The sequence below is a fragment of the Daejeonella sp. AP26 genome, from assembly GCF_056680515.1.
The window spans coordinates 1,333,600-1,359,439 of sequence record NZ_CM155286.1 but is presented as its reverse complement, the minus strand read 5'-3'; the positions used below and the strand labels follow the sequence as shown (position 1 = coordinate 1,359,439).

The 25,840-nt window shown below is 40.9% G+C and carries 24 protein-coding genes and 1 riboswitch; of the genes, 12 read left to right on the top strand and 12 right to left on the bottom strand.

The genetic code is table 11. The annotated features are described in order from the left end of the window. Nucleotides 1-3: 3 nt before the first annotated feature. On the bottom strand, nt 4-885 hold the full coding sequence (prmC, locus tag AC1MCB_RS05855; RefSeq protein WP_479967807.1) for a peptide chain release factor N(5)-glutamine methyltransferase: 882 nt from the start codon (nt 883-885) through the stop codon (nt 4-6). Nucleotides 886-984: 99 nt separating this feature from the next. On the opposite strand from prmC, the gene ribD reads away from it, so the two are divergent. The 4 genes from ribD to AC1MCB_RS05835 are packed head-to-tail and all read left to right on the top strand — an operon-like array spanning nt 985 to nt 4,437. Then, entirely contained in the window at nt 985-2,010 is a 1,026-nt protein-coding gene (gene ribD / locus AC1MCB_RS05850) for a bifunctional diaminohydroxyphosphoribosylaminopyrimidine deaminase/5-amino-6-(5-phosphoribosylamino)uracil reductase RibD (protein WP_479967806.1), read from the top strand. Nucleotides 2,011-2,016: 6 nt separating this feature from the next. Then, nucleotides 2,017-2,880 (top strand): EamA family transporter, encoded by an 864-nt coding sequence (locus tag AC1MCB_RS05845; protein ID WP_479967805.1) that lies wholly within the window; start codon nt 2,017-2,019, stop codon nt 2,878-2,880. A gap of 19 nt (nt 2,881-2,899) precedes the next feature. Then, nucleotides 2,900-3,514, top strand: coding sequence for an IMPACT family protein (locus tag AC1MCB_RS05840; protein WP_479967804.1), 615 nt, complete (start codon nt 2,900-2,902; stop codon nt 3,512-3,514). A 59-nt stretch (nt 3,515-3,573) separates the two neighbouring features. Then, entirely contained in the window at nt 3,574-4,437 is an 864-nt protein-coding gene (locus AC1MCB_RS05835; protein WP_479967803.1) for a nucleoside phosphorylase, read from the top strand. Nucleotides 4,438-4,500: 63 nt separating this feature from the next. Here the strand turns inward: AC1MCB_RS05835 and AC1MCB_RS05830 are convergent, their stop codons facing one another. From AC1MCB_RS05830 to mqnE, 3 genes are read right to left on the bottom strand one after another with little or no spacing between them, the layout of a single operon-like run. Beyond that, nucleotides 4,501-5,214, bottom strand: coding sequence for a menaquinone biosynthetic enzyme MqnA/MqnD family protein (locus AC1MCB_RS05830; RefSeq protein WP_479967802.1), 714 nt, complete (start codon nt 5,212-5,214; stop codon nt 4,501-4,503). An 8-nt stretch (nt 5,215-5,222) separates the two neighbouring features. Further along, nucleotides 5,223-5,900, bottom strand: a complete 678-nt coding sequence (locus AC1MCB_RS05825; protein WP_479967801.1) for a histidine phosphatase family protein — start codon at nt 5,898-5,900, stop codon at nt 5,223-5,225. A 23-nt stretch (nt 5,901-5,923) separates the two neighbouring features. Next, complete coding sequence (mqnE, locus tag AC1MCB_RS05820; protein WP_479967800.1) at nt 5,924-7,135, bottom strand: aminofutalosine synthase MqnE; 1,212 nt, start codon at nt 7,133-7,135, stop codon at nt 5,924-5,926. 171 nt (nt 7,136-7,306) lie between these two features. Here mqnE and AC1MCB_RS05815 point away from each other — a divergent pair, with 171 nt between their 5' ends. The 4 genes from AC1MCB_RS05815 (at nt 7,307) to AC1MCB_RS05800 (ending at nt 12,589) form a co-directional block, all read left to right on the top strand. Continuing rightward, nucleotides 7,307-8,425, top strand: a complete 1,119-nt coding sequence (locus AC1MCB_RS05815) for a trans-sulfuration enzyme family protein (protein WP_479967799.1) — start codon at nt 7,307-7,309, stop codon at nt 8,423-8,425. A gap of 171 nt (nt 8,426-8,596) precedes the next feature. After that, nucleotides 8,597-8,706, top strand: a riboswitch (SAM riboswitch). 227 nt (nt 8,707-8,933) lie between these two features. Further along, a complete protein-coding gene (locus AC1MCB_RS05810) occupies nt 8,934-10,259 on the top strand; it encodes an O-acetylhomoserine aminocarboxypropyltransferase/cysteine synthase family protein (RefSeq protein WP_479967798.1) in 1,326 nt (441 codons plus the stop codon). 25 nt (nt 10,260-10,284) lie between these two features. Then, nucleotides 10,285-11,343 carry a homoserine O-acetyltransferase family protein gene (locus tag AC1MCB_RS05805; RefSeq protein WP_479967797.1) on the top strand — a complete coding sequence of 353 codons (1,059 nt, stop codon included), beginning with the start codon at nt 10,285-10,287 and terminating at the stop codon, nt 11,341-11,343. 4 nt (nt 11,344-11,347) lie between these two features. Next, nucleotides 11,348-12,589: a homoserine dehydrogenase gene (locus tag AC1MCB_RS05800; protein ID WP_479967796.1), complete on the top strand. Its 1,242-nt coding sequence runs from the start codon at nt 11,348-11,350 to the stop codon at nt 12,587-12,589. A gap of 88 nt (nt 12,590-12,677) precedes the next feature. Here AC1MCB_RS05800 and AC1MCB_RS05795 read toward each other — a convergent pair whose 3' ends face one another. The 3 genes from AC1MCB_RS05795 to AC1MCB_RS05785 form a co-directional block, all read right to left on the bottom strand. Continuing rightward, a complete protein-coding gene (locus tag AC1MCB_RS05795; protein WP_479967795.1) occupies nt 12,678-14,039 on the bottom strand; it encodes a dihydrolipoamide acetyltransferase family protein in 1,362 nt (453 codons plus the stop codon). 108 nt (nt 14,040-14,147) lie between these two features. Beyond that, on the bottom strand, nt 14,148-15,395 hold the full coding sequence (locus AC1MCB_RS05790; protein WP_479967794.1) for a competence/damage-inducible protein A: 1,248 nt from the start codon (nt 15,393-15,395) through the stop codon (nt 14,148-14,150). Between the two features lie 3 nt (nt 15,396-15,398). Next, nucleotides 15,399-17,894, bottom strand: coding sequence for a putative LPS assembly protein LptD (locus AC1MCB_RS05785; RefSeq protein ID WP_479967793.1), 2,496 nt, complete (start codon nt 17,892-17,894; stop codon nt 15,399-15,401). Nucleotides 17,895-18,073: 179 nt separating this feature from the next. Between AC1MCB_RS05785 and AC1MCB_RS05780 the strand changes: the two genes are divergently transcribed. Further along, complete coding sequence (locus AC1MCB_RS05780) at nt 18,074-18,934, top strand: N-acetylmuramoyl-L-alanine amidase family protein (protein WP_479967792.1); 861 nt, start codon at nt 18,074-18,076, stop codon at nt 18,932-18,934. Between the two features lie 78 nt (nt 18,935-19,012). Further along, entirely contained in the window at nt 19,013-19,957 is a 945-nt protein-coding gene (locus tag AC1MCB_RS05775; RefSeq protein WP_479967791.1) for an MlaD family protein, read from the top strand. Between the two features lie 49 nt (nt 19,958-20,006). Here the strand turns inward: AC1MCB_RS05775 and AC1MCB_RS05770 are convergent, their stop codons facing one another. From AC1MCB_RS05770 to AC1MCB_RS05755, 4 genes are all read right to left on the bottom strand, one after another. Continuing rightward, nucleotides 20,007-20,918 carry a ribonuclease Z gene (locus tag AC1MCB_RS05770; RefSeq protein ID WP_479967790.1) on the bottom strand — a complete coding sequence of 304 codons (912 nt, stop codon included), beginning with the start codon at nt 20,916-20,918 and terminating at the stop codon, nt 20,007-20,009. 19 nt (nt 20,919-20,937) lie between these two features. Then, nucleotides 20,938-21,315, bottom strand: a complete 378-nt coding sequence (locus AC1MCB_RS05765) for an STAS domain-containing protein (protein WP_479967789.1) — start codon at nt 21,313-21,315, stop codon at nt 20,938-20,940. A 45-nt stretch (nt 21,316-21,360) separates the two neighbouring features. Beyond that, nucleotides 21,361-22,308, bottom strand: coding sequence for a phosphoribosylaminoimidazolesuccinocarboxamide synthase (locus AC1MCB_RS05760; protein ID WP_479967788.1), 948 nt, complete (start codon nt 22,306-22,308; stop codon nt 21,361-21,363). Between the two features lie 116 nt (nt 22,309-22,424). After that, on the bottom strand, nt 22,425-23,387 hold the full coding sequence (locus AC1MCB_RS05755; RefSeq protein WP_479967787.1) for a PhoH family protein: 963 nt from the start codon (nt 23,385-23,387) through the stop codon (nt 22,425-22,427). A gap of 103 nt (nt 23,388-23,490) precedes the next feature. Here AC1MCB_RS05755 and AC1MCB_RS05750 point away from each other — a divergent pair, with 103 nt between their 5' ends. Then, nucleotides 23,491-24,270 carry an SAM hydrolase/SAM-dependent halogenase family protein gene (locus AC1MCB_RS05750; protein ID WP_479967786.1) on the top strand — a complete coding sequence of 260 codons (780 nt, stop codon included), beginning with the start codon at nt 23,491-23,493 and terminating at the stop codon, nt 24,268-24,270. Next, nucleotides 24,267-24,602 carry a putative quinol monooxygenase gene (locus AC1MCB_RS05745; protein WP_479967785.1) on the top strand — a complete coding sequence of 112 codons (336 nt, stop codon included), beginning with the start codon at nt 24,267-24,269 and terminating at the stop codon, nt 24,600-24,602. Before AC1MCB_RS05750 ends, AC1MCB_RS05745 begins: the two co-directional genes overlap by 4 nt. Here the strand turns inward: AC1MCB_RS05745 and kynU are convergent. Next, nucleotides 24,547-25,830, bottom strand: a complete 1,284-nt coding sequence (kynU, locus tag AC1MCB_RS05740; RefSeq protein WP_479967784.1) for a kynureninase — start codon at nt 25,828-25,830, stop codon at nt 24,547-24,549. The genes AC1MCB_RS05745 and kynU overlap by 56 nt on opposite strands. Nucleotides 25,831-25,840 lie beyond the last annotated feature (10 nt).

Here is a 25,840-nt window from a genome sequence, read left to right as displayed (position 1 = left end):
CATTTATCTAACTGTCGACCTTATCTCAGCCTTAATCATTCTCGGCCTGCCGCGTAAATCTGAACGCAGCTGCACATCTTCAAAGCCATATTGGGAAAGCAGCCTGACCGTTTCCGTTCCAAGGCTTTCGTTGATTTCGAGATATAATTTGCCTCCCTCCGTCAAATGTTCTTTGGCAAAAATCACTATAGCACGATAAAAAATAAGAGGGTCATCGTTCCTTACAAATAACGCATTGTGAGGCTCAAAAGCAAGTACATTGCGATGCATCTGCTCTTTTTCGGCATAAGTAACATATGGCGGATTGCTTACAATCAGATTATATTCAGTTTTAACTATTTGTGGTTGTACGATGTTAAAGATGTCGTCTGTAAGAAAACCCACCTCACTTTTGTTTAAGACTGAATTCGCAATAGCTGTTTCAAGGGCCGCTTCAGAAATATCTATGCCAAACGCTCGTATACCTGGTAGATTTTTCTGTAAAGCAATTGGAATGCAACCGCTTCCAGTGCCTATATCAAGAATATTTACGCCATTAAACTCTAAATACTCGCTTTTGAGATCCTTAATTATCCAATCAACAAGCTCCTCAGTTTCTGGTCTTGGAATTAATACAGAGGAATTAACCTTAAAAGGTAATCCGTAAAATTCAGTCTCGCCTAAAACATACTGAAATGGCTTACCAGTCTTCAGCTCATCCAAAATATCCAAAAGCTGCACTTTTTCCGTCATAGGAAGTTCATTCTGCTTTGCAGCCAGGTATTGCATCCTGTTGAGCCTGCAAACATAACTTATAGCAAGCCAGGCCAGATTACGGGCTTCTTCAAACTCGTACAATACAGATAACTGATCGATAAAATTTTTCTCTAACTTCCGGACTGTCATTTCTGGCAAAGATAAAGATTATGACTCATCAGAGTTTGAAGAATGCTGTATTACCGCTAATCTTATTACTTTTGCCCGATGCCTGACCATGAGTTTTTTATGCGACGTTGTATTGATCTTGCGCTGTCAGGCGCAGGGTATGTGAGTCCAAATCCACTTGTAGGATCCGTTATTGTAGTTGATGGAAACGTTATAGGTGAAGGCTATCACAAAGTATATGGCGGTGCTCATGCTGAACCTAATGCCATTGAGGACGTACTTAATAAATATGTCGATGCTGACCAACTTTTAAAACGGGCAACGCTATATGTAAACCTCGAACCTTGCGCCCATTATGGCAGGACACCACCTTGCTCAGACCTTATTATCAGACACCAGATTTCGGAAGTAGTTGTAGGATGCTCTGATCCTTTTAAACTGGTTGATGGCCACGGTATTGAAAGACTGCGGAATGCAGGTATCAAGATTATCGAGAATGTCTTAACGCATGAATGCCGGGAATTAAACCGACGGTTCTTTACGAGGGTTCAAAAGCAAAGGCCATATATAATTTTAAAGTGGGCACAGACTAAGAATAATTACTTTGCTCCTGCTGATAGAAGTCAGGGTTGGATCAGTTCCAAACTATCCCAGCAACTTGTTCATAAATGGCGGGCAGAAGAAGATGCCGTATTAGTTGGAAAGAGTACCGCTCTGATAGATAATCCCCGGTTAAACGTACGATTGCAGACTGGCAGAGATCCGGTCAGAATGGTTATAGACCGAAATCTTCAACTTCCTTCCACTTTACATCTATTTGATCAAAGTCAGAAAACAATTGTTTTTAACTCCGTAAAAACCGAATTGAATAATAACATCAAGTTACTGGAACTGGAGGATTTCGAAAATCTTTTGCCTCAGCTTATATGCTACCAATTATATCTGATGGACATACAATCGATTATCATTGAAGGAGGAGCGCAAACACTCAAATTATTTATTGATGCAGGGCTATGGGACGAAGCCCGGATCTTCACGAGTAGCAACGTTTGGGCTGAAGGAATTCCAGCACCTCAGTTAAATGTTGAACCCATAAGCAGTGAAATAGTAGGAGACGATATATTACAAATCGTACGTAAACTGTAAATCGAAATGATATTCATTTTTTTAAGTATTTGTTGCAGCGTTTTTGTTTCTGTGTTGTTAAAATTGGCAAGGCGTTACCAAATTGATGTCACGCAGGCAATCGCTTGGAACTATTTGTCTGCAGGCATCTTGTGCTATATATTTTACAGACCGCAACTTTTAGTTTTAGATATCGCCAAACTCCCCTATCCAATTTATGTGCTACTGGGATTCCTTCTGCCTTCTTTATTTGTAATCCTGGCAGCTTCTATACGATACAGCGGGATTGTCAGGACAGATATAGCACAAAGACTATCGCTATTTATTCCGGTGTTTGCAGCGTTTCTCCTATTTAAAGAAATTCCTTCTCTATTAAAATCCGCAGGGATTGCAGTTGGCTTTGCCGCCATTTTATTCTCTATACCGTGGAAAAAGGATGAAAACAAAAAATCATCTGCCAGTTGGGTTTATCTGATTACAGTATTCCTTGGTTTGGGAGTGATAGATGTGTTTTTTAAGCAAATAGCTCAAAATAAAGAGATCCCTTATACAGCCTCATTACAGATTATTTTCATAATTGCTTTTGTAATTTCAATCATAACACTAGTCGTATTATTTGCGAAACGGAGAATTACATTTCAATGGATCAATGTGATATGCGGACTTATACTAGGCATGGCCAACTTTGGAAATATCCTCTTTTATCTGAAAGCACATCAGTCGCTGTCTTCCCAGCCTTCTGTGGTCTTTTCTACTATGAACATAGGCGTTATAATTCTTGGATCCATTGTGGGAATTTTAGTATTCCGGGAAAGGCTTAGCCGTCTGAATTATGCCGGGATCGCTTTAGCTATAGTTTCCATTATTCTGGTTGTAATTGGTCGGGAGTAAATTAACGAAATGAACAAAAATGCTTTTTGAAGATACATATAAAACAATTTCTCATCCAGCCGAGGGTATATTTAAGGACCGGGGAAGTAAATTCATCGGCTTCGCAATACCGGTTAAAAGTGAGTCGGAAATTAAAGAGCTAATTGCGAATCTGCGTGCCGAGCACTCTAAGGCCAGGCATTTCTGCTGGGCATTGCGACTTACCGCTGACCGCTCTGTGTTTCGTTTAAACGACGATGGAGAGCCATCCGGCACAGCTGGACGCCCTATCTTGAACACCTTGTTATCCGCAGATCTGACAAATATATTAATTGTAGTAGTCAGGTATTTTGGCGGAACATTATTAGGAGTGTCCGGACTGATTAACGCTTATAAAACTGCTGCTCAGGAAAGTATCTCAGCTGCAGAGATCATTGAAAAGACCATCGACGACGTTTACCGTTTAACCTTCCAATATGGTAATTTAAATGAGGTGATGAGAATCATAAAAGACGAGAATCTTCAAATCAACAATCAAAAGTTCGATAACGATTGTTCAATGGAGATAATTGTTCGCAAGTCAATGCTGAATCAAGTTCTAGGTAAGTTAGATAAAGTCGAAGGTTTGAAATCAACATATATTTCGACCGTGTAACTTTACGAATTAAGCGTCTACAGACAAGACGCAAAGGCACTAAAACTTAAATAAACACCATGAAGCCTATTTCTGAGTCAGACCTAATCCTTAATCCCGATGGAAGTATTTATCACCTCAACTTATTGCCAGAAGATATTGCTGACACTGTAATCACGGTTGGAGATCCTGAGCGCGTGGCAGAGGTTAGTAAGCGGCTCGATCGTATTGAGATAAAAAAGGGTAAAAGAGAATTTATCACTCACACGGGTTATTCAGGGAAGAATCGGGTAACCATCCTATCAACCGGTATCGGTACAGACAATATAGATATCGTACTTAACGAGCTAGATGCATTGGTGAATATTGATCTTAAAACAAGAACTACCAGGAGTGAATTAAAAAGCCTCAACATCATTAGAATAGGTACTACCGGAACTTTGCAGGAAGATATTACTGTGGACAGCATCCTTGTTTCGAGATTTGGATTGGGATTAGACGCCCTGATGACTTATTACTTCCACAAAGTTTCTGGTGACGAACACATGCTTCTTGATGAAATCAAAACTCATTTTCATCACATCAAGGGGATTACCCCGTACATTACGTCGGCCGATGAAACTTTGTTAAAAAAATACGCGCAGAATTTACCACAGGGGATAACAGTTACGGCACCAGGGTTCTATGCTCCCCAGGGAAGAGAAGTCAGAGCGCAAAATGCGATACCAAACCTAATAGAACTTTTGAAGACTTTTAAGGCTGGAAACCATCGCATAACCAACCTAGAGATGGAGACAGCAGGTATTTACGCGCTTTCCAAAGCACTTGGACACAAAGCACTTTCGGTAAATGCAGTGTTAGCTAGCAGGGTAAGGGGTGAATTCAGCAAGAATCCTCAAAAGATAATTGCAGAAACCATTGAACATGTGTTGAGCAATTTATAGAAGATGTAAAGATCTCAACGTTAATTGAGTCACTATACTCAGATATCAACTACCTCCGAACTATTATAATGCTTTGATATAGCCATGAAACATCTCTATTGCTTGACGCTTCCTGTCATCCAGATTAAAATCGAGTTTATTCTGCAGATAATCTCGTAGATCAAAGCCATTTAAAGGCAAATCTTTAATTACCTCAAGTCGGTTATCTAAACCAAGCTTCAATGCAATGTTAAACTCCCTGACGAATTCTTCGCTTATCGGCTTATTAGCGGCCCAAACAGCAAATGCGAAAGGTAGAGAAGTAAATTTCTGCCATTCCTTCGCGAGGTCATAGGAATGAGCGTACTGATCCCTTTTGCCAAAAGTCCGGTCACCAATAAGTACAAAAGCATCTGCACCTTCTTCAACGACTTCAGGCTGTAATTTCCAATAGTTTTTCAACAGAACCAATGCAAGATTGTTGGAGGTTCGGGAATGCGAATCAAGACGGATAGATCTTATCTCCTGGATAGGTTTATCACTAAATATGAAGACTGAATCAACCGCACCTGTAGCGCCTATACAATAATCGGAAACAATTTGATAGTTCGGAATATCTAACAAGGCGGCAACAGGTACTAATCCTATATCGGCTTGATTATTAATTAGTTTGTTAGCACAATCTGAAGGGATATCTAAACTTAAATCAATGAAATTGATAATGCTGGAATGTCTTAAACCGTAAACGAAAGGCTTGGTGTTAGTGTATGAAACTGCTGAAACTCTTATTTTATTCACGTAATTTATCAGGATATGAAATACTTTAAATGATCGGTATTATTGAAGCTCTTGATACGAAATTTAGTCCCGTTATACTCGAGCTTATATAGTGTTGTGTTAAGATGCGGAAACTTGTCCATAGAGGTTAACGGAATGTCTAGAAGCAAGCAAAGAAATAATCTCATTGCTCTGCCATGCATACAAATAAGTACGTTCCGATCGGTATTATTCTTTTCTATTAATTTTTCCAGGACCACTAGTTGGCGTGCTTTGACTTCAAGCGGACTTTCACCTTTTTCAAATTTCCTGTGAAGTTCCCCAATCAGCCAGTAGTCCATCATTTGCCGGAATGCTTTCCTTAAAGATTCTGAACTTTCCTGACCTTCATAGACTCCCCAAGCCAACTCATCAAGTCCCGGATATTGAACCCATGGAATACCAGAATCGATAAACTTCCGAACTGTCTGATGCGTCCGTTTTAATGTCGAGGTATAAATCTTGTCAAATGGGATGTGACAATACGCTTGATAAAAAGCTTCAGCTTGTTGCTTGCCATGATCATTGATATCCGAATCAATTCCCCGTCCCTGTACTACTCCCCTTTTGTTTAGATCGGTTTCTCCATGCCGGATAATGTACAATGTTTTAGTAACTGTAAATTCAGGATCTAATTCCAATTCTCCATTTTTACATTGTTCTTCCATTCCTATATCTGTCGCGGCCTATTTTACTCAGTTATTTGCTTTTCAGAGATTACCGGCAATTTGTAGTATTTAGGCTTCATTTCATCAGCAAAGGTATAATCCTGATAGTCGGTAATAACCTGGTATAGGGTATCCCTTTCTATGGGGTGCCTTCCTACTTGTTTAATCAATTCCACTAGCTCACGGGTGCTCATAGCGGGATTCTGCTCCTCGGCGCCGGCCATGGAATATATTTTGGTTGTATCGTCCAGAGTTCCGTCAATATCATCCACACCGAAGCTCAGAGATAGCTGGGCGGTGTTTCGACTGATCATTGCCCAATAGGCTTTGATGTGCTCAAAGTTGTCAAGGTAAATTCTGGATATTGCATAGTTACGGAGATCTTCGATCACTGAAACCTCAGGAACGTTTGACATCTGATTGTCCTGGTTTCGAAACTTTAGGGGAATGAAGGTTTGGAAACCTCCGGTTTTATCCTGTAAAGCTCTAAGCTGATCCATATGGTCCACACGGTGTCTATATTCCTCGATATGCCCATAAAGCATGGTAGCATTCGAGTGCATTCCTAACTTATGCCATTCCTCATGTATCTGCAGCCATTGATCGCCTGTGCATTTGTCTTTCGCTATGCGTTCACGTATCTGCGGATGAAAAATTTCAGCGCCTCCCCCAGGGATTGACTGAAGTCCTGCATCCTTCATTAACTTCATACCTGTAGCATAGTCTATCTTCGCCTTTTTGAACATGTAGTGATATTCAACCGGCGTTAGAGCTTTCACATGCAGCTCGGGACGGTGATTACGAATAGCTGTAAATAACTCAGAATAAAACTTTAGATCGTATTGCGGTAAAACACCGCCAACAATATGTACTTCTGTTACTGGCTGCCCGTCATATTTTCTGACAATATCCAGCATTTCTTCCATAGTATATTCCCAGCCCTCAGAACGTTCTTTAATGAGCCTTGAGTAAGAGCAAAACTTGCAGTCGTAAACACAGAGGTTAGTAGGTTCGATGTGGAAATTTCTGTTGAAATAGGTTTTATCCCCATGTCGCTTTTCACGGATGTAATTAGACAGCACTCCCAGGTAAGGGAGACCTGCCTTTTCATAAAGTAAAACACATTCTTCAAAAGTGATTCTTAGGCTACTCCTCACTTTTTGGGCGATCTGTCGAAGGTCTTCAGACAGGTTGATATCTTCAAGTATTATCGTTAAACTCTCTTCAGCGTTCATTCCAAAAATTTCAACAAAAATACGATAATGGTATTAATAACAGGTTTATATGTTTATATCTTACAAACAAATGAGTAATAAATGGCTCGATGGTATATATTTGAGAATCACTATTACATTACTGGTAAACTACTGAGATTAATTGGTAGTTTCTCTTAAACTAACAGCCCGATGAAAATTGAAACAATCGCAATACATGCAGGAAATAAAGTAGACAAGGGAAATGGGTCCGTTATACAGCCTCTCAGCCTCTCAACTACCTTTGAAAGAGGTCCTGATGGTGGTTATCCCGGCGGTTTCATCTATACACGTGCCGACAATCCTAATAGAAGCTCTTTAGAACAGGTTTTATATCAGCTTGAAGGAGGAATTGACGCTTGTGCGTTTTCTTCCGGAAATGCAGCTGGTGGGGCTGTTTTTCAGGCCCTTGAACCTGGAAGTCATATCATCGCTCCTGCTGACATGTATCATGGTCTCCGGAATCAAATTAATGAAGTCTACAACGGCATTCATGAGGTTTCCTTCGTAGATATGACAGATCAGAAAGCTGTGAAAAGTGCTATTAAGCCAACAACAAGATTATTATGGCTTGAAACCCCTTCAAATCCACTCCTGAAAATCTGTGATATACGGGCCCTCGTTGCAATAGCGCGAGAAAACAATATAACTGTTGCCTGCGATAATACATTTGCCACTCCTCTTTTTCAACGTCCATTAGAATTGGGTTGCGATATTGTGATGCATTCGACAACCAAATACCTTGGCGGACACAGTGATGTTTTGGGTGGAGCTTTAATTACAAAAGTAAAAGATCAGTTATGGAAGAGAATCAGAACCAATCAGGAATTAGCCGGTGCAGTTCCTTCTCCGTTTGATTGCTATTTAACTGTAAGGGGAATCAAAACTTTTCCTTATCGAATGCGAGCCCATGCAGCTAACGCAGAAAGACTAGCTAATTATCTTGACCAACATCCTAAAATCGAGCATGTTTACTATCCTGGTCTGAAAAGCCATCCACAACACGAGATTGCCAAGGCACAGATGCATGGCTGGGGAGGCATGCTTTCTTTTTTAGTCAAGGGGGGGGTAGACGAAGCATTGAAAGTTGCAAACAGCGTTAAAATATTTACCCAGGCAACCAGCCTTGGTGGAGTTGAAAGCCTGCTAGAACACCGCGCTTCGATAGAAGGGCCGGAAACAACAACCCCGCAAAATCTACTCAGAGTATCGGTTGGAATTGAAAATGTTGAAGATTTGATTGCCGATCTTGAAAATGCATTAAGTAGTTAATTGTTATGGTGTCATTTAATATTTCCGATTAATTAAAAAAAACATCTGCTGACTTTCAACAGGTTACAAAATTATTACAAATTTAATTTGGTGTTACTTTCAATAATCTTCTATATTTGAAACATTATTTGGTAGCAATACCAGTCTGTCTTCAATAACCTTCTTGGTTTTGATTTATACAGAAGTGGCGAGAGATCAGGCTCTGCGACCCACTGACAACCCCCCGAGGCGTTTCGGGGAAGGTGCCAATTCCTGTCCCGGTTACATGGGAAATATAAAATTAAGGTTATGAAAAAGGAAATCAACTCAACATCGCTAAAATCCACCGGGGAAAATCTATTTCCGGCGTTTGTTTCTGCAACTATCTCTACAGTTCGTTGCTGTATGTGTAGTCCCTATTAAGCGGTAATCAGACTTTCTAAAATCTATTACCGGTGCAGGTTATACCTGCAACCTCTCGTATTCCCACGTCTAGAATAAAATACTGTTCATTTTAAAGCTTTAAACTATGTCAGCAGAAAACTTAAAATTTGAAACATTGCAACTACATGCAGGCCAGGAAGTTGATCCTGCCACCGGCTCAAGGGCTGTTCCTATTTATCAAACAACTTCATATGTGTTTAACAGTTCCGAGCACGGAGCAAATCTGTTTGCATTAAAGGAATTCGGAAATATTTATACCCGTATAATGAACCCTACTACCGATGTCTTCGAGAAGCGTGTAGCAGCCTTAGAGGGCGGTGTAGCAGCTTTAGCCGTAGCCTCCGGGCAAGCTGCCCAATTTATCGCTCTGAATAATATCATGCAGGCGGGCGACAATTTCATTTCTACTTCATTTCTATATGGAGGTACTTATAATCAGTTTAAAGTGGCATTTAAGCGCTTGGGAATTGAGGTTAGGTTTGCCAACGGTGATGATCCGGAAAGCTTTGAAAGCTTAATAAATGAGAAGACGAAAGCCCTCTTTATTGAAACTATTGGAAATCCCGGATTCAATGTTCCGGACTTTGAAAAGATTGCCGCAATCTCCAAAAAGTATGATATCCCACTAATTGTTGACAACACTTTCGGAGCAGCAGGGTATTTATTTCGGCCGCTGGAGCATGGCGCTCATGTAGTCGTAGAATCATCAACAAAGTGGATCGGTGGACATGGAACCAGCATCGGTGGCGTTATCGTTGACGGGGGAAATTATAACTGGGGTAACGGTAAATTTCCACAGTTCACGGAACCATCGGAAGGTTATCACGGACTGATTTTTAATGATGTATTTGGGTCAGCCGGCCCATTTGGTAATATCCAGTTTGCTATCCGTGCACGTGTAGAGGGACTCCGTGATTTTGGTCCGTCACAATCTCCATTCAATTCTTTCTTACTTCTTCAGGGTCTGGAAACTTTATCACTACGGGTTCAGCGGCATGTGGACAACTCGCTTGAGTTAGCCAAATGGCTTGAAGCGCATCCTCAAGTAGAGAAGGTAAATTATCCAGGTTTAGAAAGCAGCCCTTATCATGCAACTGCAAAAAAATATCTTCGTAATGGCTTCGGAGCTGTTCTTTCATTTGAAATACAGGGCGGCAAAGAGGCCGCAATTAAATTTGTAGACAGCCTAAAACTAATCAGCCATCTGGCCAATTTAGGTGACGCTAAGACGCTGATCATACAACCGGCAGCTACGACTCATCAGCAATTAAGTGAAGAAGAACAAGCTGCTTCAGGTGTTACTCCGGGACAGTTAAGAATCTCCGTAGGAATCGAACATATCGATGATATAAAAGCAGACCTGCAATTGGCTTTTGATAGTGTGAGCAAGGAACAACCCGTGCTCAATTAATATTAGTACGACAAGAATAAGAGTAATGAATACAAAAATCTATCAGCATAAAAAGCAGTTTGTATTAGAGAGTGGTAAAAAACTAAACGATCTTCAGATTGCATACCATACATATGGAAGTTTAAATAAAAAAAAGGATAATGTCGTCTGGGTCTGTCATGCGTTAACAGCGAATTCTGATGTATTCGATTGGTGGTGCGGACTGTTCGGCGAGAATTGTTTATTTAACCCTCGGGAACACTTTATCGTTTGTGCTAATATTTTAGGTTCTCCGTATGGAACAAGTAATCCGTTAAGCATCAATAGAAAGACTGGCCAGCCATATTACCTTTCCTTTCCGGACATTTCCGTCCGCGATATGGTAAGTGCTCATAAGTTATTAGCCGAACATCTTAAATTAGCCGAGATAGGCTTATTAATTGGTGGGTCATTAGGTGGACAGCAGGCGGTTGAGTGGGCTATTTCTGAACCCGAAAAGATCAAGCGGCTTGTGTTAATTGCCACTAACGCTCAGCACTCGCCTTGGGGAATTGCCTTCAATGAAAGTCAGAGACTAGCTATTACGGCTGATAGAACTTTTTACGCCTTAACTCCTTCAGGAGGAAATAAAGGCTTAAAGGTTGCACGAAGTATCGCTCTGCTATCCTACCGTGCATATGAGACTTACGCAGCTACCCAGCTGGAAGTAAATACTGATAAAGTGTTTGGTTTCAAGGCTTCTTCGTATCAAAACTACCAGGGCGAGAAGCTTGTCAATCGTTTCAATGCTTACAGCTACTACCTCCTTACTAAAGTTATGGATAGCCATAACGTAGGTAGGAAGCGAAATACTGTAGAGGAGGCCTTAAAAAAAATTAAAGCTAGAACCCTAGTTATCGGAATAAGCAATGATGTCCTTTTTCCATTGCACGAACAAAAATTTCTCTCAGAACAGATACCTCAGGCCCGCCTTGTTGAAGTTACCTCATTTTACGGCCATGATGGATTTTTAATAGAAACTGAAACATTAACAAAAGAAATAGGAAACTTTCTAAAGAGCAGTGACTCAAACGGTAGCGTGGTCAGTTTGCATAAAATAGCATAACAAAATGAGTAAAAAACTAACTATAGGGTTATTTGGATTTGGAGTTGTCGGTCAGGGGCTTTATGATATCATCCAAACTAAAGACCTGAACCTTGAAATTAAAAGGATAGCAATTAAACACCCGGAAAAACACCGTACACTTGATGCGAGCCTTTTTACTACCGTTGCTGATGAGATCTTAAATGATGAAGAGATTAACACGGTAGTTGAACTAATAAATGATGCCGACGCCGCTTTCACAATTGTGTCCACTGCTCTAAAGAATGGCAAAAATGTAGTCTCCGCAAACAAAAAAATGATTGCCGAAAACTTACAAGAACTCGTTGATATTCAAGTCGAATATGGAACTTCCTTATTATATGAAGGAGCTGTTTGCGGAAGTATCCCGATTATACGAAACCTTGAAGAATACTACGATAACGAACTGCTTCACTCTATTAGCGGCATTTTTAATGGATCATCCAATTACATTTTAACCAAAGTCTTTTCCGAGAATCTGGATTATAATACTGCATTAAAGCAAGCGCAGGAACTCGGTTTTGCTGAGACCGATCCAATCCTTGATGTGGGAGGTTACGATCCTAAGTACAAACTTGTGATTGCCACTTCGCACGCTTATGGTGTTTTCGTCGAACCGAAGAATGTCTTAAATATCGGGATCCAAAATCTGTCAGAAAAAGATCTTCAATATGCTCGTGAGAAAAACTTTAAAATAAAACTTATTCCAACTGCCAGGAAAATAAACGATAAAGAGATTGTTTTATATGTATTGCCCAAACTAATAAAGTCCGACAACTTTCTTTACAACGTAGAAAATGAATACAATGGAGTGATTGTTCAAGCGGCATTTGCAGATCAGCAATTTTTCTTTGGAAAAGGTGCAGGGGGCCATCCCACCGGTTCTGCTGTGTTATCAGATATCGCTGCGTTGCGTTATGACTATCGTTACGAGTACAAAAAACATCATCAGAAAATCAGTTTGGAGCCTTCTAATGACCTCATAGTAAATATTTATCTTCGTTATACCGACAATTCATTGCTGGAAAAGCTGCAGTTTGAACATATTTCGGAACGCTTCTATGCGGATGATTTCCAATTTGTAACAGGTCAGGTTCGTTTACAAAGCCTTTTAGACAACAAGGAATACTTAACACAGGAAGGGGTCTTCGTAGCAGAAGTAGCCGATCATGGAAATAAGATCGCAGAAGTTCAAGTAATTTCTGAACTGGCAGAAATCCTCCAGTAACTTCTAGGCCGGCTAGCGGGACCTTTATCATAAAAGAACCCCTGAAAGTTTAACTTCCAGGGGTTTCTATATTACAGATTAATTTCTTTTAAATCTCACGGTTACTATCCCAGGCTTCCAGATAGTCAGCAACCTTTCTAACAAACGATCCGCCTAAAGCTCCGTCTACAACACGGTGATCATATGATAAAGATAAAAACATCATATGGCGAATGGCAATTACATCTCCATACTCCGTTTCGATTACAGCCGGTTTCTTCTTGATGGCTCCCACTGCTAAAATAGCCACCTGTGGTTGATTGATGATCGGAGTTCCCATTACATTTCCAAATGTACCAACATTGGTGATAGTGAATGTTCCCCCCTGGGTCTCATCAGGTTTAAGTTTAGACTGGCGAGCACGCTTTGCCAAATCATTAACTGACTTGGTTAAACCTACCAGGTTCAACTGATCAGCGTTTTTTATGACCGGCACAATTAAATTACCAGAGGGTAAAGCTGCGGCCATACCGATATTAATATCTCTTTTCTTAATAATCTGTGTCCCGCTAACCGATACATTAATCATCGGAAGATCTTTGATAGCTTTGGCAACAGCTTCAATAAATATTGGTGTAAAAGTTATTTTCTCACTTTCGCGCTTTTCAAAATTTCCTTTAACACGTTCTCTCCATTTCACCAGGTTGGTTACATCTGCTTCTACAAATGATGTAACATGAGGAGAATTTTGCTTGCTCATCACCATATGATCGGCGATCAGCTTGCGCATACGATCCATCTCAATAATTTCATCACCGCCACCAACTGATCCTGCAGGTGCAGTCGGGTTGATTACAGGCTCTGGTCTCGCAGATTGAATTTCAGGCGCTTTTTGTTGAGGCGCAGACTGCGAAGAAGATGTTGGAATCTCGAGCTCATGTTCATCCGACGATGAAGACCGCTGTTTTACAAAATCCAATATATCCTGCTTAGTGACACGACCTTCCGCACCGGATCCTTTTACCTGGTTAAGTTCATCTAAATTAATTCCCTCTTCAGCTGCAATGCTTTTTACCAATGGCGAATAAAAGCGAGAGGATGAACCATAATTTACTGGCGACTGTGCTTTCTCTGCTGCAGGACTTAATTGCTCTGTTCCCGGAATCTCTTCGTTCGCGGGTGCTTCTGTTTTATATTCCTCAACAGGCTCCGAATCTATATTTGCATGGGCATCAGTTTCAATAATAGCGATCACGGCTCCAACCTGTACAACTTCATCTTCATTAAATAAAGTTTTAACAAGTTTGCCGGCTACGGGCGACGGTACTTCAGAGTCGACTTTATCAGTAGCGATTTCCAGGACGGATTCATCTGCCTCGATCATCTCCCCCGGTTGTTTCACCCACTTGATGATGGTTGCTTCTGCGACACTCTCGCCCATTTTTGGCAATAATAATTCGTATTGAGCCATATATTATTTCTATTTTTTGGAGTTAAACTAGTGCCCTTAGAGACAAAAGCATAAAAGTCGATATTTAATTTGTAGTCGCACTATGGGTACAAAAATAGTTTTTTTACCTTATGCGTTATCTTCTTTCAGTAATTTAAATAGCATTGTCAATGCACTGGTCACCGATCTCTCAATATTCTGGATTCGACGGCTACCAAATTCAAACTTTCGGGTAATAACTCTTGCTGAGTTTGCCACTGCAATCCAGACTGTGCCAACGGGCTTTTCGGGACTACCACCATCGGGACCAGCGATGCCGGTGACCGCAATGGAGTAGTTGGATTCATATTTATTAATTGCCCCGGTGGCCATTTCTTTAACTGTTTCTTCACTTACTGCACCAAATTGCTCAAGTGTTTGAGCAGATACTCCGAGCATAATCTCCTTCAAGTGGTTCGAATATGATATTGCTCCTCCTAAAAACACCGCACTGCAGCCCGGATTTTGAGTAATCAAATGAGACAGGGCTCCTCCAGTACAGCTTTCGGATACTGAAAGAGTCAAGCTTCTTGCTTGCATAAAGTCGAGAACACTTTTTTCAAGTGATATGTCTGCTTCTGCGATTACATAATTTCCAAGCCGATCAACAATTCTTTTACTGATTTCAGATATCTCCTGATTAAGCAGTGCATTGTCTTCACCGTAGCCGCTTAAACGCAACCGCACTATTCCCAACTTAGGAAGATATGCCAGTTTTATATGCATCGGCAAGGAATTCTCTATATCAGATATTTGATCGGATAGCATAGATTCTCCAAGTCCGGCGGTTAAAATAGTGTGATGACTGATTACAGGCAATTTAAAAGCAGACTTTATCCGGGGGATCACCTCCTCCTCCATCAGGTACATCATCTCGAAGGGAACACCGGGCAATGACACATAGATTTTGCCCTCGTGCTCTATCCACATACCAGGTGCAGTGCCATTTTTATTTTGAAGAGTAATACAATTTTCAAGCACCTCCGCCTGACGTAAGTTCGCATCCAGCATCGGTCTGTTGTATTTTGAGAAGATACTTTTGACGTTCTCCAGTGATTCAGCGTCAGAACGCAAGCCAGTATTAAAGTATTCTGCAAGCGTTTTTTTTGTTATATCATCCTTGGTCGGACCAAGACCTCCCGTGATTATGATAAGGTCTGCCCGTAAAGCTGCCAGTTTTAGTGCATCCAAAATATGTTGCCGCTCATCCGATACAGAGCTTATCTGCTTTACCCGGACTCCTGCATCATTGAGCTTCTGCCCCATCCAGGCAGAATTAGTATCTACAATTTGACCAATGAGAATCTCATCGCCTATGGTAATGATTTCAGCTAACATGAATTAAAAGTTATTGAAGTAATCGCGGCGGCGACTCAATTTAAGATCCTGTAAAATAGAGGCCTTAACTTTCAGGTCGACACTATAACTCCGGTACTGGCCAATAGGCACCCAGCGGAAAGAAAGATCCCAGCAATGCAGGTCACGGTAGATAGAAATCTGGGTTAGACTCAGCTTGTTCGCACGAAAGTCATACCCGGAGTTATATTGCACTTTCCATTTAGGGGTAACGTTAAAGTCACCGTAAAAATTAAGTGTGTTGGTGATTGAGGAGGACAAGCCCGAGTTTGAATATTGAAAGCTATAAGAAGCACTAATGTTCCAGGGGATACTGAAATCTACGAATGCGTTAGGGTCACGGCTAATCATGGCAAGCTCCTGTGCTTGTTGCGGTGTGGCTCCCTGCATGTTCTGACCTATTTGATTTAAATTCTCGTTGCGGCGCTTTAGAGCTGTCGAGTTTAAACTAAAATCAGTTGACAGACCGAAGCTGGTTAAGCGAGCAAGTTTACCGCTTTCAACCATAAATTTATTTGAACGATGACCTAGAGAATCAATTTTATAAGGATCAAGTACACCGTTAAAATTAATTCCAAGCTTTTGCTTAAAAAAGGCGGTTCGGCCTGAGAAATTGATAGGTGATAACTTTTGAATTCCTTCCTGCGCTGCAAAATTATAATTCCCAGAGAAGCTTAAATTTTGTAAGATGGGAATTTTATCAGATGTTGCTGTTTGAACTGAATCAAGTTTAGCACGGCGCTTTGCTTCGATGTTATTGTCTATGTTGAAACTAATACCAGCTTGTTTACCAAAACCGGGGCCTCCGTAAACCGAACCGTCATAAATGGAATATCTCTCCACATCACCAGCTGTGTTGGAAACTACATTTCGGTAATATCCAAACCGATCATCTGCAAAATCCGGACGGTAATTAAAGCTGAATGAGGGCGTCATTACATGCCGGATGGCCTCAATTTTACCCTTTGTGAAACGTTTAGTACCATAGAATTTTGTGGATAATCCCGAATTCATGCTATATTCATATGCGCGGCTAAATCCAGCTACCGTGTCGATCAATGCAGCGCCTGATAAAGGGAAGGATCTTTTTCGAATGGTTTGCAAGTACCACCGTTCATTATATTGCACCCCGGAGTTAAACTGGAAAAATTTGAGTACATTCAGGGATAGACTAATAGGAATATTATGCTGAAAGCCTGTTTTAAAGTTCTGCAAAGCATCTTTCTGAAACAACAGCTCTTCCTTCGTATCAATAGAATTACTACCCTGTAAACTATAACCCATTGTGATCTTCTGAAACCATTTCTGCTCTCCTACCCGATCTTTATCGTCAAATGGATTAATCGTAGTCATGTTCAAACTGAAAGTCGGCAACTCCAAAAATACGGTCCCTGCCTGCAGGTCCTGACGATGGCTTAAGCTTGAAGTGAAGTTAAAGAGCCCGTTGGCAAACACCTTACCATAACTGATGTTCGAAGACAGCGTGTTACGGGTGAGCTGATCGAAATCATAAGTGCCTCCAGCAGCCGTGTTTGTAAAATAACTTCCGGTTCCGGCATTTACAGAAGCGCTAAATGTGGTTCCAGGGTTTGATTCAGGCCTCTGCGAATGGCTCCATACAATGTTGAAATCCTTTGAAGGGTTTTCAAACGCTTCAGTGCCTTCAATACCTGTCTTGGTAGACGCATATCTTAAACTCAGCGAACCATCATATTTATAATTCTTTTTATAACGGGCCTGTGTATTTGCTTCATAAGAACCTTTGCTATAGAAAGTACCCCGAACGGCCATGTCCCAGTAATCACTGATCCCAAAGTAGTATCCCAGATCACGCATAAAAAAACCGCGCTGTCCATCTTCCCCAAATGTCGGAAATAAAACACCTCCGGAACGTCGGTTAGGCTTAGGGAAAAAACCGAAGGGAACGCCAAGTGGTAGAGGAACATCCTCAATTGTCAGATAAGCCGGGCCGGTTATGATCTGCTTGTCGGTAACGATCCCGCGTGTAATATGTATTCCAAAGTGTGGATGTGGTAAATTACAGGTGCTGTATATCCCTCGTTTAAAAAAACCTTCATCATATTCATTCTTTTTGAATTGACGGGCCTGAAGATATCCTCCCTCGACATCCGTGAATACGCCATAAGATTTTCCCTTTTTTGTTTTATAATTGAAGAGTAGCGAATCTGTAGTAATTGGCTGTTCCGAACCTTGTTTTAAAATAGGTCTCCCGCTGTAACGATTACTCTTCGGATTCGTATACCCTTTTGCAAAAGCCAGGTTGTTTTTTTGATCTAGCCGGATGTAATCCGCATCCAGTTGAAAATCATTATAAATTATCCGCGCCTTACCGTATAAATGAACTATATTATTAATGTGATCAAAACGGATCGAATCTTGAGCTGTATAATTTACTTTTGAGTTTACGCCGGCAGCCGATTTAGACTTATTCGTTAAAGTATCCGTTTTTGTAGTAGACACAGTTGTATCTCTTTTTACAGGCGCGGGTTTTAAAACCGGTTGCTGCGAAAAAGCAGGGATAGATATCAACAAAAAGAGTGCGGATCTAACGCTGTATCTAAAAAACGATTTAATAAATTCCAAATTCGATGATGAATATTATTTTTGCACTAACAGAACATACTATACGACCAAAATTAATGAAAATTATACCATTGAAAAGATACATTTCTTCTTTGCTGTTATTAGTAACGTTTTCGTCGTCTGCTTTCAGCAATACTCCGCCAGCGGCATACCGGATCAAAACGATAGTAATTGATGCCGGTCACGGAGGACATGATGGCCATACGCATGGCAGCTTTTCGAAAGAAAAGAATATTGCCTTGCAGGTTGCCTTACTCCTGGGTAAAAGTATTGAAGAAAAAATGAAAGACGTGAAAGTGATCTACACCCGTACTACGGATGTTTTCATTCCTCTTTACGAACGTGTTGGTATCGCAAACAGAGCTAAGGCAGATCTTTTTATTTCGATCCATTGTAACTCAATGCCTATTAAAAGAGTTTTAAATGGTTATAAAAAAGATAGCAAGGGAAGAAAAGTTCCCATTTACCGAAATGTTCAGAGCACTTCTACCAGAGGAACCGAGACGTTCGTTTCAGGATTTGGGAGACTGGACGAGCAGGACGTAGCCATGCGGGAAAACGCTTCCATCCTTTTGGAAAAAGATTATAAGGAAAATTATGAAGGCTATGACCCGAAAGATCCGGAAAGTATCATCATGCTTTCATTAATGAAAAATGCTTTTCGTGAGCAGAGTATAAAGTTGGCAACATTTATGCAGGATGAGTTCTCACGTACAGGACGAGTTGATCGTGGGGTGAAAGAACAAAGTCTTGCTGTTCTTGCCCGTGCAGGAATGCCGGCTGTACTAACTGAAATTGGTTTTATCTCCAATCCCGGTGAAGAGGAATATATGAATTCTGATAGCGGCCAAAACGAAATTGTAAATAATTTGTTGAAGGCAATTCAGAATTATAAAAAACAGGTTGAACTTGAGTAAATAGATCGTACTTTCGGCAACAATGTAATTTAATTTCAGCCTGTTATTTTCTGCATTAATTAACCACTATAAAAACGAATGAAAATAACCAGTGAAACTAAAGTCGGCGTTCTTGCAGCTGTAGCAATCGTCATATTAATTGTCGGATATAGCTTTTTAAAAGGCAACGATGTATTCTCTTCGGAGAATGAATTTTATGCCAAATACGATCGCGTTGACGGCCTCGCAGTCTCAAAGCCCGTATTGGTCAACGGTTACCAGATAGGCCGCGTCTCTAAGCTTACTTTACTCTCCAGCGGTCAAATCCTTGCTCAGTTTAAAATTGATCCCGAATACGCAGTTCCTAATAATACGATAGCCAGATTGGAGAGTACCGATCTTTTAGGAGGAAAAGCGATTATATTTGAACTCGGAGGCAGCAGCCAATATGCTCAGGACGGGGATACTTTAAATGCAAATGTCGAGAAAGATCTTTTAGAACAAGTAGAACCGGTTCAGAAAAAAGCTGCGATGATCGTAGCGCGATTAGATTCTGTCCTTACTTCAGTAAACTCAACCTTGAATCCCGCATTTCAGAAGAACTTTGAACGGAGTTTCACCAGTATAGCGCGAACCTTGGAGACACTTGAAGGCACTACCAAAACAGTTGATGGCTTAGTTGGCACCCAAAGCAACCGGATTGCTGCCATCATGGGGAACCTGGAATCTATTTCCGGCAACTTCAAAAATAATAACGAAAAAATCACATCCATAATGAATAACCTTGACAAGGTTACAGACGATGTTGCAAAAGCAAACTTCGCCCAAACTATGGCTGAAGCAAACAAGGCGGTCGCAGAACTTCAGGCAGTGATCACTAAAGTAAATAGCGGAACAGGTTCTTTATCTCAGCTTATTAATGACCCTAAAATGTATGACAATCTGAATAATGCAGCGGCTAACCTGGATAAATTAATGATCGATCTGAAAGCAAATCCTAAGCGCTATGTAAGCTTCTCTGTATTTGGGGGTAAAAAAGACTAGCCTTCATTTTTATAGAGAAAGCCACTTACCGAATAGTAAGTGGCTTTTTTTATAGACTAAAAGTTAAACCTTCTGTTGCAAGGAAGGTGTCCGGAAAAATACTTTTTGCTTCCTGCAATACCGGATCCAGATCACGGTAACGTGCAGAGAAGTGCCCGATGAGTAATTGCCTGGTATTTGCCTTTATTGCAATTTCCGCAGCCTGCAAGGCTGTAGTATGGAAAGTCTCCGTCGCCCGATCTACCATGTCATGCATAAATGTAGCTTCATGATATAGCAGGTCAACACCATCTATCAGGTCAAGATATTTCCAATTGCATATGGTGTCCGAACAGTAAGCATAAGCCTTAGGTTTTTCTGATTCAGTGGTAAGCTCACTGGAAGGGTGAATTACCCCCTGTCTATCAGTAAACGCAAACCCCTTTTTTATCAACGGAATATTTTCAACAGAAATTTCCAGCTCATCCACCTTTTCCTTGATGATTTTCGGAAGACGCTTTTTTCCGGAAAATTTAAACCCGGTGCAGGGAATCCGATGCTCAAGAGGTATAGTGCTTACAGTTACATCAAAATTTTCAAAAATGCAGGCACTCCTGTCGGGATCAATAGCGAAAAAATTTACCGGATATCTAAGTTCAGTCTGGGAATTTTTGAAATTAACATCCATGATCTCCTGTAAAGCGGCCGGCCCATAAATGTTCATCGGCTTAGTACGGCCATTCAGATGGAGGGAGGATAATAAACCAATAAGTCCGAGGTAATGATCGCCATGGAGATGACTAATAAATATGTCATCAATGCGTTGGGATTTTATGCCAAAACGAAGCAATTGATGTTGTGTCCCTTCCCCGCAGTCAACGAGGAAGTACTTTTCATTTATATTAAGAAGTTGGGCGGAAGGGTTACGGTTAAAAATAGGAGTTGCAGAACTACTGCCTAGAATCGTTATTTCGAATTTCATACGCAGCCAACAAGCTTATCTATCTAGCTTCCTTTTTAAGTTCCTTTTCAATCTCTTCCATAAAAATCAAGTCGATAGCCTCTTCAACTGAACCTACTATGGTCAATACATTATCTAATTGGGAAATTGTGATCAAACGGGCAACATTTTCATTAATCCCTGTCAAGATAAAAGTTCCTTCAGCATTCTTGCAGATACGATGACCAACAAGTAAACTTCCCAAGCCGGAGGAGTCAGAATACTTGACAGCAGACAAATCGAGTACAATATTGCGCTGGCCTTCGGTATTTGTTAAAATTAACTCCGATTTTAATTGCGGTGAGATTAGACTGTTAAGCTTCGATTCATTAAGCTTAATTAAAACGTATTTCTCGTGTTTGTCTACAGTAAATTTCATGGTGAGGCTATTAGATGTCCGTATTACAATATTAATAAATTAAAATTACTTTAAACGCTTAAGTGCCTCAATAATATTCCGTTCAACACGTTGTAAAATATCTCCGTTATCATCCTTTTGAAAGTCATTGCCAGTGATATGTTCATACAACTCAATATAACGGTCGGAAATCGATGTAACGATTTCATCAGTCATAGCTGGAATCATTTCGTCCTCTTTGCCCTGAAAGCCATTATTTATCAGCCATTTACGAACGAATTCCTTCGATAACTGGCGTTGCGGTTGATTCTCCGCTTGCAAACCTTCATATCCCTCACGATAAAAATATCTTGAAGAATCCGGCGTATGGATCTCATCAATTAAAATAATCTTACCATCAAGCTTGCCAAATTCATATTTAGTATCCACAAGTATTAAACCATGCTCTGCTGCAATTTCAGTCCCTCGCTGAAATAACGCCCTGGTGTATTTCTCCAACTGCACGTAATCTTCTTCAGCGACAATATCCCGGCGAATTATCTCGGCCCTCGAAATGTCTTCATCGTGTCCAACGGCCGCTTTGGTTGTTGGTGTGATGATTGGTTCAGGTAGCTTGTCATTTTCTTTTAATCCTTCAGGAAGCACTACACCACATACCTCTCTCCTGCCGGTATTATATTCTCGCCAGGCATGACCGGCGAGGTAGCCACGTATAACCATTTCAACTTTGAATGGTTCACATATCTTTCCGATGGTTACGCTTGGGTCAGGAACATCGATGACCCAGTTAGGGACAATGTCCTGAGTGGCCTGGAGTGCTTTTGCGGCAATCTGGTTAAGCACCTGGCCTTTATACGGTATAGGTTCAGGCAAAACAACATCAAACGCCGAGATCCGGTCTGTTACAACCATTACCAGGAATTTATTATCAATAGTATAAACATCTCTAACCTTTCCCTTATAAAAGCTGGTTTGACCGGGTAACTGAAAGTGAGTTTCTTTAATAGCGTTCATTGAGGTTGAGATATTAGATATTAGATGTGAGATTGAGAAGTTAAAGGTGAGAAGTTAGATATGAGTTGGTCTGGCTACCTTCTCAAATAAATCTCAAATCTAACCTCTCAAATCCGTTATTGAATGTCTCCGTATGCGCGGAGTATATTTTTAACTAGTTTATGCCTTACAACATCTTCGCCACTTAGGTAAATGATATCAATCCCGTTAATATCGGTAAGAATGCGTAGACCTGTGTGTAAACCAGAATGCTGCTTTCTTGGAAGATCAATCTGAGTAATATCACCGGTAACAATAAACTTGGCTGACGGTCCCATACGAGTAAGGAACATCTTTAATTGCATATCAGTTGCATTCTGAGCTTCATCCAGAATTACAAAGCAGTTATCAAGGGTTCTGCCACGCATAAAAGCCAGGGGAGCAATCTCGATAATACGATTCTCCAGCATAAGCTTTAATTTCTCTGCCGGGATCATATCATCAAGCGCGTCATATAAAGGACGCAGATACGGATCTATCTTCTCTTTAAGGTCCCCTGGAAGAAAACCAAGGTTTTCTCCGGCTTCAACAGCCGGACGGGTAAGGATAATCCGTTTTATTTCTTTGTTCTTCAACGCTCTAACTGCCAGTGCTACCGCCGTATAGGTTTTACCGGTTCCAGCCGGACCAATTGCAAAGATGATATCATTTTTACTGATACTCTCAACCATGCGCCGCTGGTTAGCAGTACGTGCTTTTACAACAATACCATTCGGGCCAAATACAATCGGTTCGCCACCACCATAACTTTTGGCTTCTGCAGTATCTCCGTCCTTTAACACAGGTATCGTTGTCCCTAAGATATGCTCAAGGTCGTTATTATTCAGGCTTTGAAATTTGTCAACATGATCAACAATATCCTGGAACTTGGAATTAAAGTTTTTCAGCTCAACTTCATCTCCCAAAACCTTGACGTCGTTACCTCTAGCAACAATTTTTATCTTCGGAAAATGTTTTTTTATAATCTCGAAATACTCATTATTAGCCCCCCACATTACCAGAGGGTTAACGCTTTCTATAGACAAATTCAGTTCGTTCAAATTAGTGGTATTAAAAATCGGTCTGGTGTTTATTTGATTAAAAATTCAATATTTGTACCATTGTTTACCTATCGCAAGAATAATAATTTATATTAACATTTTAATGGCAATAATTACTTTAACAACCGATTTGGGTGACAGAGATTTCTATCAGGCCGCCCTGAAAGGAAGCATCCTGAGTCGGTTACCCACAGCTAATATTGTTGACATTACCCATAACATTTCTGCCTTTAATATTCAACAGGCTGCCTTTATCTTAAAAAACTCTTTTCATTACTTTCCAAAAGCCACTGTGCACCTCATTGGTATTGATTCTGTATTCAATGAGCAAACCCGATACCTGGCTTTAAAGTATAAAGATCACTATTTTGTCGGGTCTGATAATGGAATTTTTTCTTTATTATTTGATGAAGATCCATCGGAGATCGTTGAACTGAATATCATGCAGGATCTTAAATTTTTGCATTTCCCACTATCGGATATCTTTTCTAAAGCTGCCACACACCTGGCAAAAGGCGGAAAGCTAAAAGACATCGGTATCCCGGTTGGATCTATTGAAGAAAAGACGACCCTGCAGCCCGTCATTGAGCGGAGCTTGATCCGCGGAAACGTTATTTATATTGATTCGTTTCAAAACATCATTACGAACATAACCAAAGATATTTTTACCAGCGTTCAAAATAATCGTGACTTCACCCTGTACTTCAAGCGAAATGAATCAATCTCGCAGCTAAGCTGGCATTATAATGAAGTTCCTGAAGGGGAAAAACTTTGCTTGTTCGGCATTAGCAATCACCTTGAAATTGCCATCAATAAAGGTAATGCCAGCGGCTTGTTAGGGCTTCACCTGGGTGACATCGTTAGAATAGAATTTCATCCATGATTACCCGCCTTGTTAAACTGAGCCTGCAGGCCGACAAAGCCGTCGAATTCGAAAACTTATTTTATCAAACACAGGCACTGATCGAAGATTTTGAAGGCTGCCATACAACTAATCTTTTTAAAGTTGCCGACGCTAAATCGGAATACTTCACAATCAGCTACTGGAATACGGAACAAGATCTGGAGAATTACCGCAGGTCCAATCTCTTTAAAAAGGTGTGGTCAAAGGTTAAACCCCTGTTTGCCGAAAAAGCGGAAGCCTGGACCCTACATGGAACTATTCCGGTTTCAATATCGACTGCAGTGCCTGTCCCAACTGAAAAACATCCATAAAACTGTTATACAGCGGAACAGGACTTAACCGGATAACATCCGGCTCTCGCCAATCGCCGACTATACGACGTTTAAAAAGTTCATCAAAAATTATTTTCCCGTCTTTTTTCGCAACCAAGGATAATTGGCAACCACGTTCGTCGGGACTTTTGGGAGTGATGACCGTGAACTGCTCATAGCCTATCGTTCGATTGACCTCAGCAATCATAAACTCGAGGTATGCAGTAAGTGCCAGACTTTTTTTACGAAGCTCCGCAAGACCCCCAACTTCATCAAACATTACCAATGAAGCTCTGTGTGCAGCAAGAGATAAGATTGGACTGGTGCTTAATTGCCACCCTTCAGCGCCATGTTCAGGAACAAAGCCTTTTTCCATTTTGAAGCGGGAACTTTGGTTATAACCCCACCAACCGGCAAATCTGTTTAAACTCTTGTTATTAAAATGTTTCTCATGAACAAAAGCACCTCCAATACCACCGGGACCACTGTTTAGATACTTGTAAGTACACCAGCAGGCAAAGTCTGCATTCCAGTCATGCAACTTCAGGGGAACGTTCCCGGCAGCATGGGCGAGGTCAAAACCTACATAGGCTCCGGCAGAATGTCCTGCCTTAACGATTGCTTCCAGATCAAAGAATTGACCCGTATAATAATTTATTCCCGCAAATAACACCAGTGCAATCTCATCGCCATGCTCCTGTATGGCAGCAACAATCTCGGCAGTCTGTAAAATCTCCACTCCTTTCTGCGGAGCTACTTCTATAATAACTTTTTTAGGATCAAATCCATGAAAGCGCGCCTGGCTTTCCACAACATATTGGTCAGACGGGAAAGCCCCCGCTTCCATTAATATCTTAACCCTTTTCCCCTGCGGCCGGTAAAAGCTCACCATTAGCAGGTGAAGATTGACAGAGAGCGCATTCATCGCAATAACTTCAGCAGGAAGTGCACCAAAAATCGGCGCCATTAACTTCTGCATCTCTTTATGATAAGTCAACCATGGCGTCTCACCCTCAAACCAACCTTCTACTCCAAGGTTTTCCCAGTTAGATAGCTGCTCATTCAAAAACTTCTTAACGGATTTCGGCTGCAAGCCTAAAGAATTGCCACAAAGGTAAATTATTTCTTTACCATCCTGTTTCGGGATTAAGAAGTCGTTACGGAATTTTTTAAGATCATCTGAGTTATCCAGTGCCTCGGCAAACCGCCTGTTATTTTGAAACTGCATGGGCCAATTA

Bases quoted from the DNA above. Each gene is read 5' to 3' on its own strand.
- prmC (WP_479967807.1), bottom strand. From the start codon at position 885: ATGACAGTCCGGAAGTTAGAGAAAAATTTTATCGATCAGTTATCTGTA.
- ribD (WP_479967806.1), top strand. From the start codon at position 985: ATGCGACGTTGTATTGATCTTGCGCTGTCAGGCGCAGGGTATGTGAGT.
- AC1MCB_RS05845 (WP_479967805.1), top strand. From the start codon at position 2,017: ATGATATTCATTTTTTTAAGTATTTGTTGCAGCGTTTTTGTTTCTGTG.
- AC1MCB_RS05840 (WP_479967804.1), top strand. From the start codon at position 2,900: ATGCTTTTTGAAGATACATATAAAACAATTTCTCATCCAGCCGAGGGT.
- AC1MCB_RS05835 (WP_479967803.1), top strand. From the start codon at position 3,574: ATGAAGCCTATTTCTGAGTCAGACCTAATCCTTAATCCCGATGGAAGT.
- AC1MCB_RS05825 (WP_479967801.1), bottom strand. From the start codon at position 5,900: ATGGAAGAACAATGTAAAAATGGAGAATTGGAATTAGATCCTGAATTT.
- mqnE (WP_479967800.1), bottom strand. From the start codon at position 7,135: ATGAACGCTGAAGAGAGTTTAACGATAATACTTGAAGATATCAACCTG.
- AC1MCB_RS05815 (WP_479967799.1), top strand. From the start codon at position 7,307: ATGAAAATTGAAACAATCGCAATACATGCAGGAAATAAAGTAGACAAG.
- AC1MCB_RS05810 (WP_479967798.1), top strand. From the start codon at position 8,934: ATGTCAGCAGAAAACTTAAAATTTGAAACATTGCAACTACATGCAGGC.
- AC1MCB_RS05805 (WP_479967797.1), top strand. From the start codon at position 10,285: ATGAATACAAAAATCTATCAGCATAAAAAGCAGTTTGTATTAGAGAGT.
- AC1MCB_RS05800 (WP_479967796.1), top strand. From the start codon at position 11,348: ATGAGTAAAAAACTAACTATAGGGTTATTTGGATTTGGAGTTGTCGGT.
- AC1MCB_RS05795 (WP_479967795.1), bottom strand. From the start codon at position 14,039: ATGGCTCAATACGAATTATTATTGCCAAAAATGGGCGAGAGTGTCGCA.
- AC1MCB_RS05790 (WP_479967794.1), bottom strand. From the start codon at position 15,395: ATGTTAGCTGAAATCATTACCATAGGCGATGAGATTCTCATTGGTCAA.
- AC1MCB_RS05780 (WP_479967792.1), top strand. From the start codon at position 18,074: ATGAAAATTATACCATTGAAAAGATACATTTCTTCTTTGCTGTTATTA.
- AC1MCB_RS05775 (WP_479967791.1), top strand. From the start codon at position 19,013: ATGAAAATAACCAGTGAAACTAAAGTCGGCGTTCTTGCAGCTGTAGCA.
- AC1MCB_RS05770 (WP_479967790.1), bottom strand. From the start codon at position 20,918: ATGAAATTCGAAATAACGATTCTAGGCAGTAGTTCTGCAACTCCTATT.
- AC1MCB_RS05765 (WP_479967789.1), bottom strand. From the start codon at position 21,315: ATGAAATTTACTGTAGACAAACACGAGAAATACGTTTTAATTAAGCTT.
- AC1MCB_RS05760 (WP_479967788.1), bottom strand. From the start codon at position 22,308: ATGAACGCTATTAAAGAAACTCACTTTCAGTTACCCGGTCAAACCAGC.
- AC1MCB_RS05750 (WP_479967786.1), top strand. From the start codon at position 23,491: ATGGCAATAATTACTTTAACAACCGATTTGGGTGACAGAGATTTCTAT.
- AC1MCB_RS05745 (WP_479967785.1), top strand. From the start codon at position 24,267: ATGATTACCCGCCTTGTTAAACTGAGCCTGCAGGCCGACAAAGCCGTC.
- kynU (WP_479967784.1), bottom strand. From the start codon at position 25,830: ATGCAGTTTCAAAATAACAGGCGGTTTGCCGAGGCACTGGATAACTCA.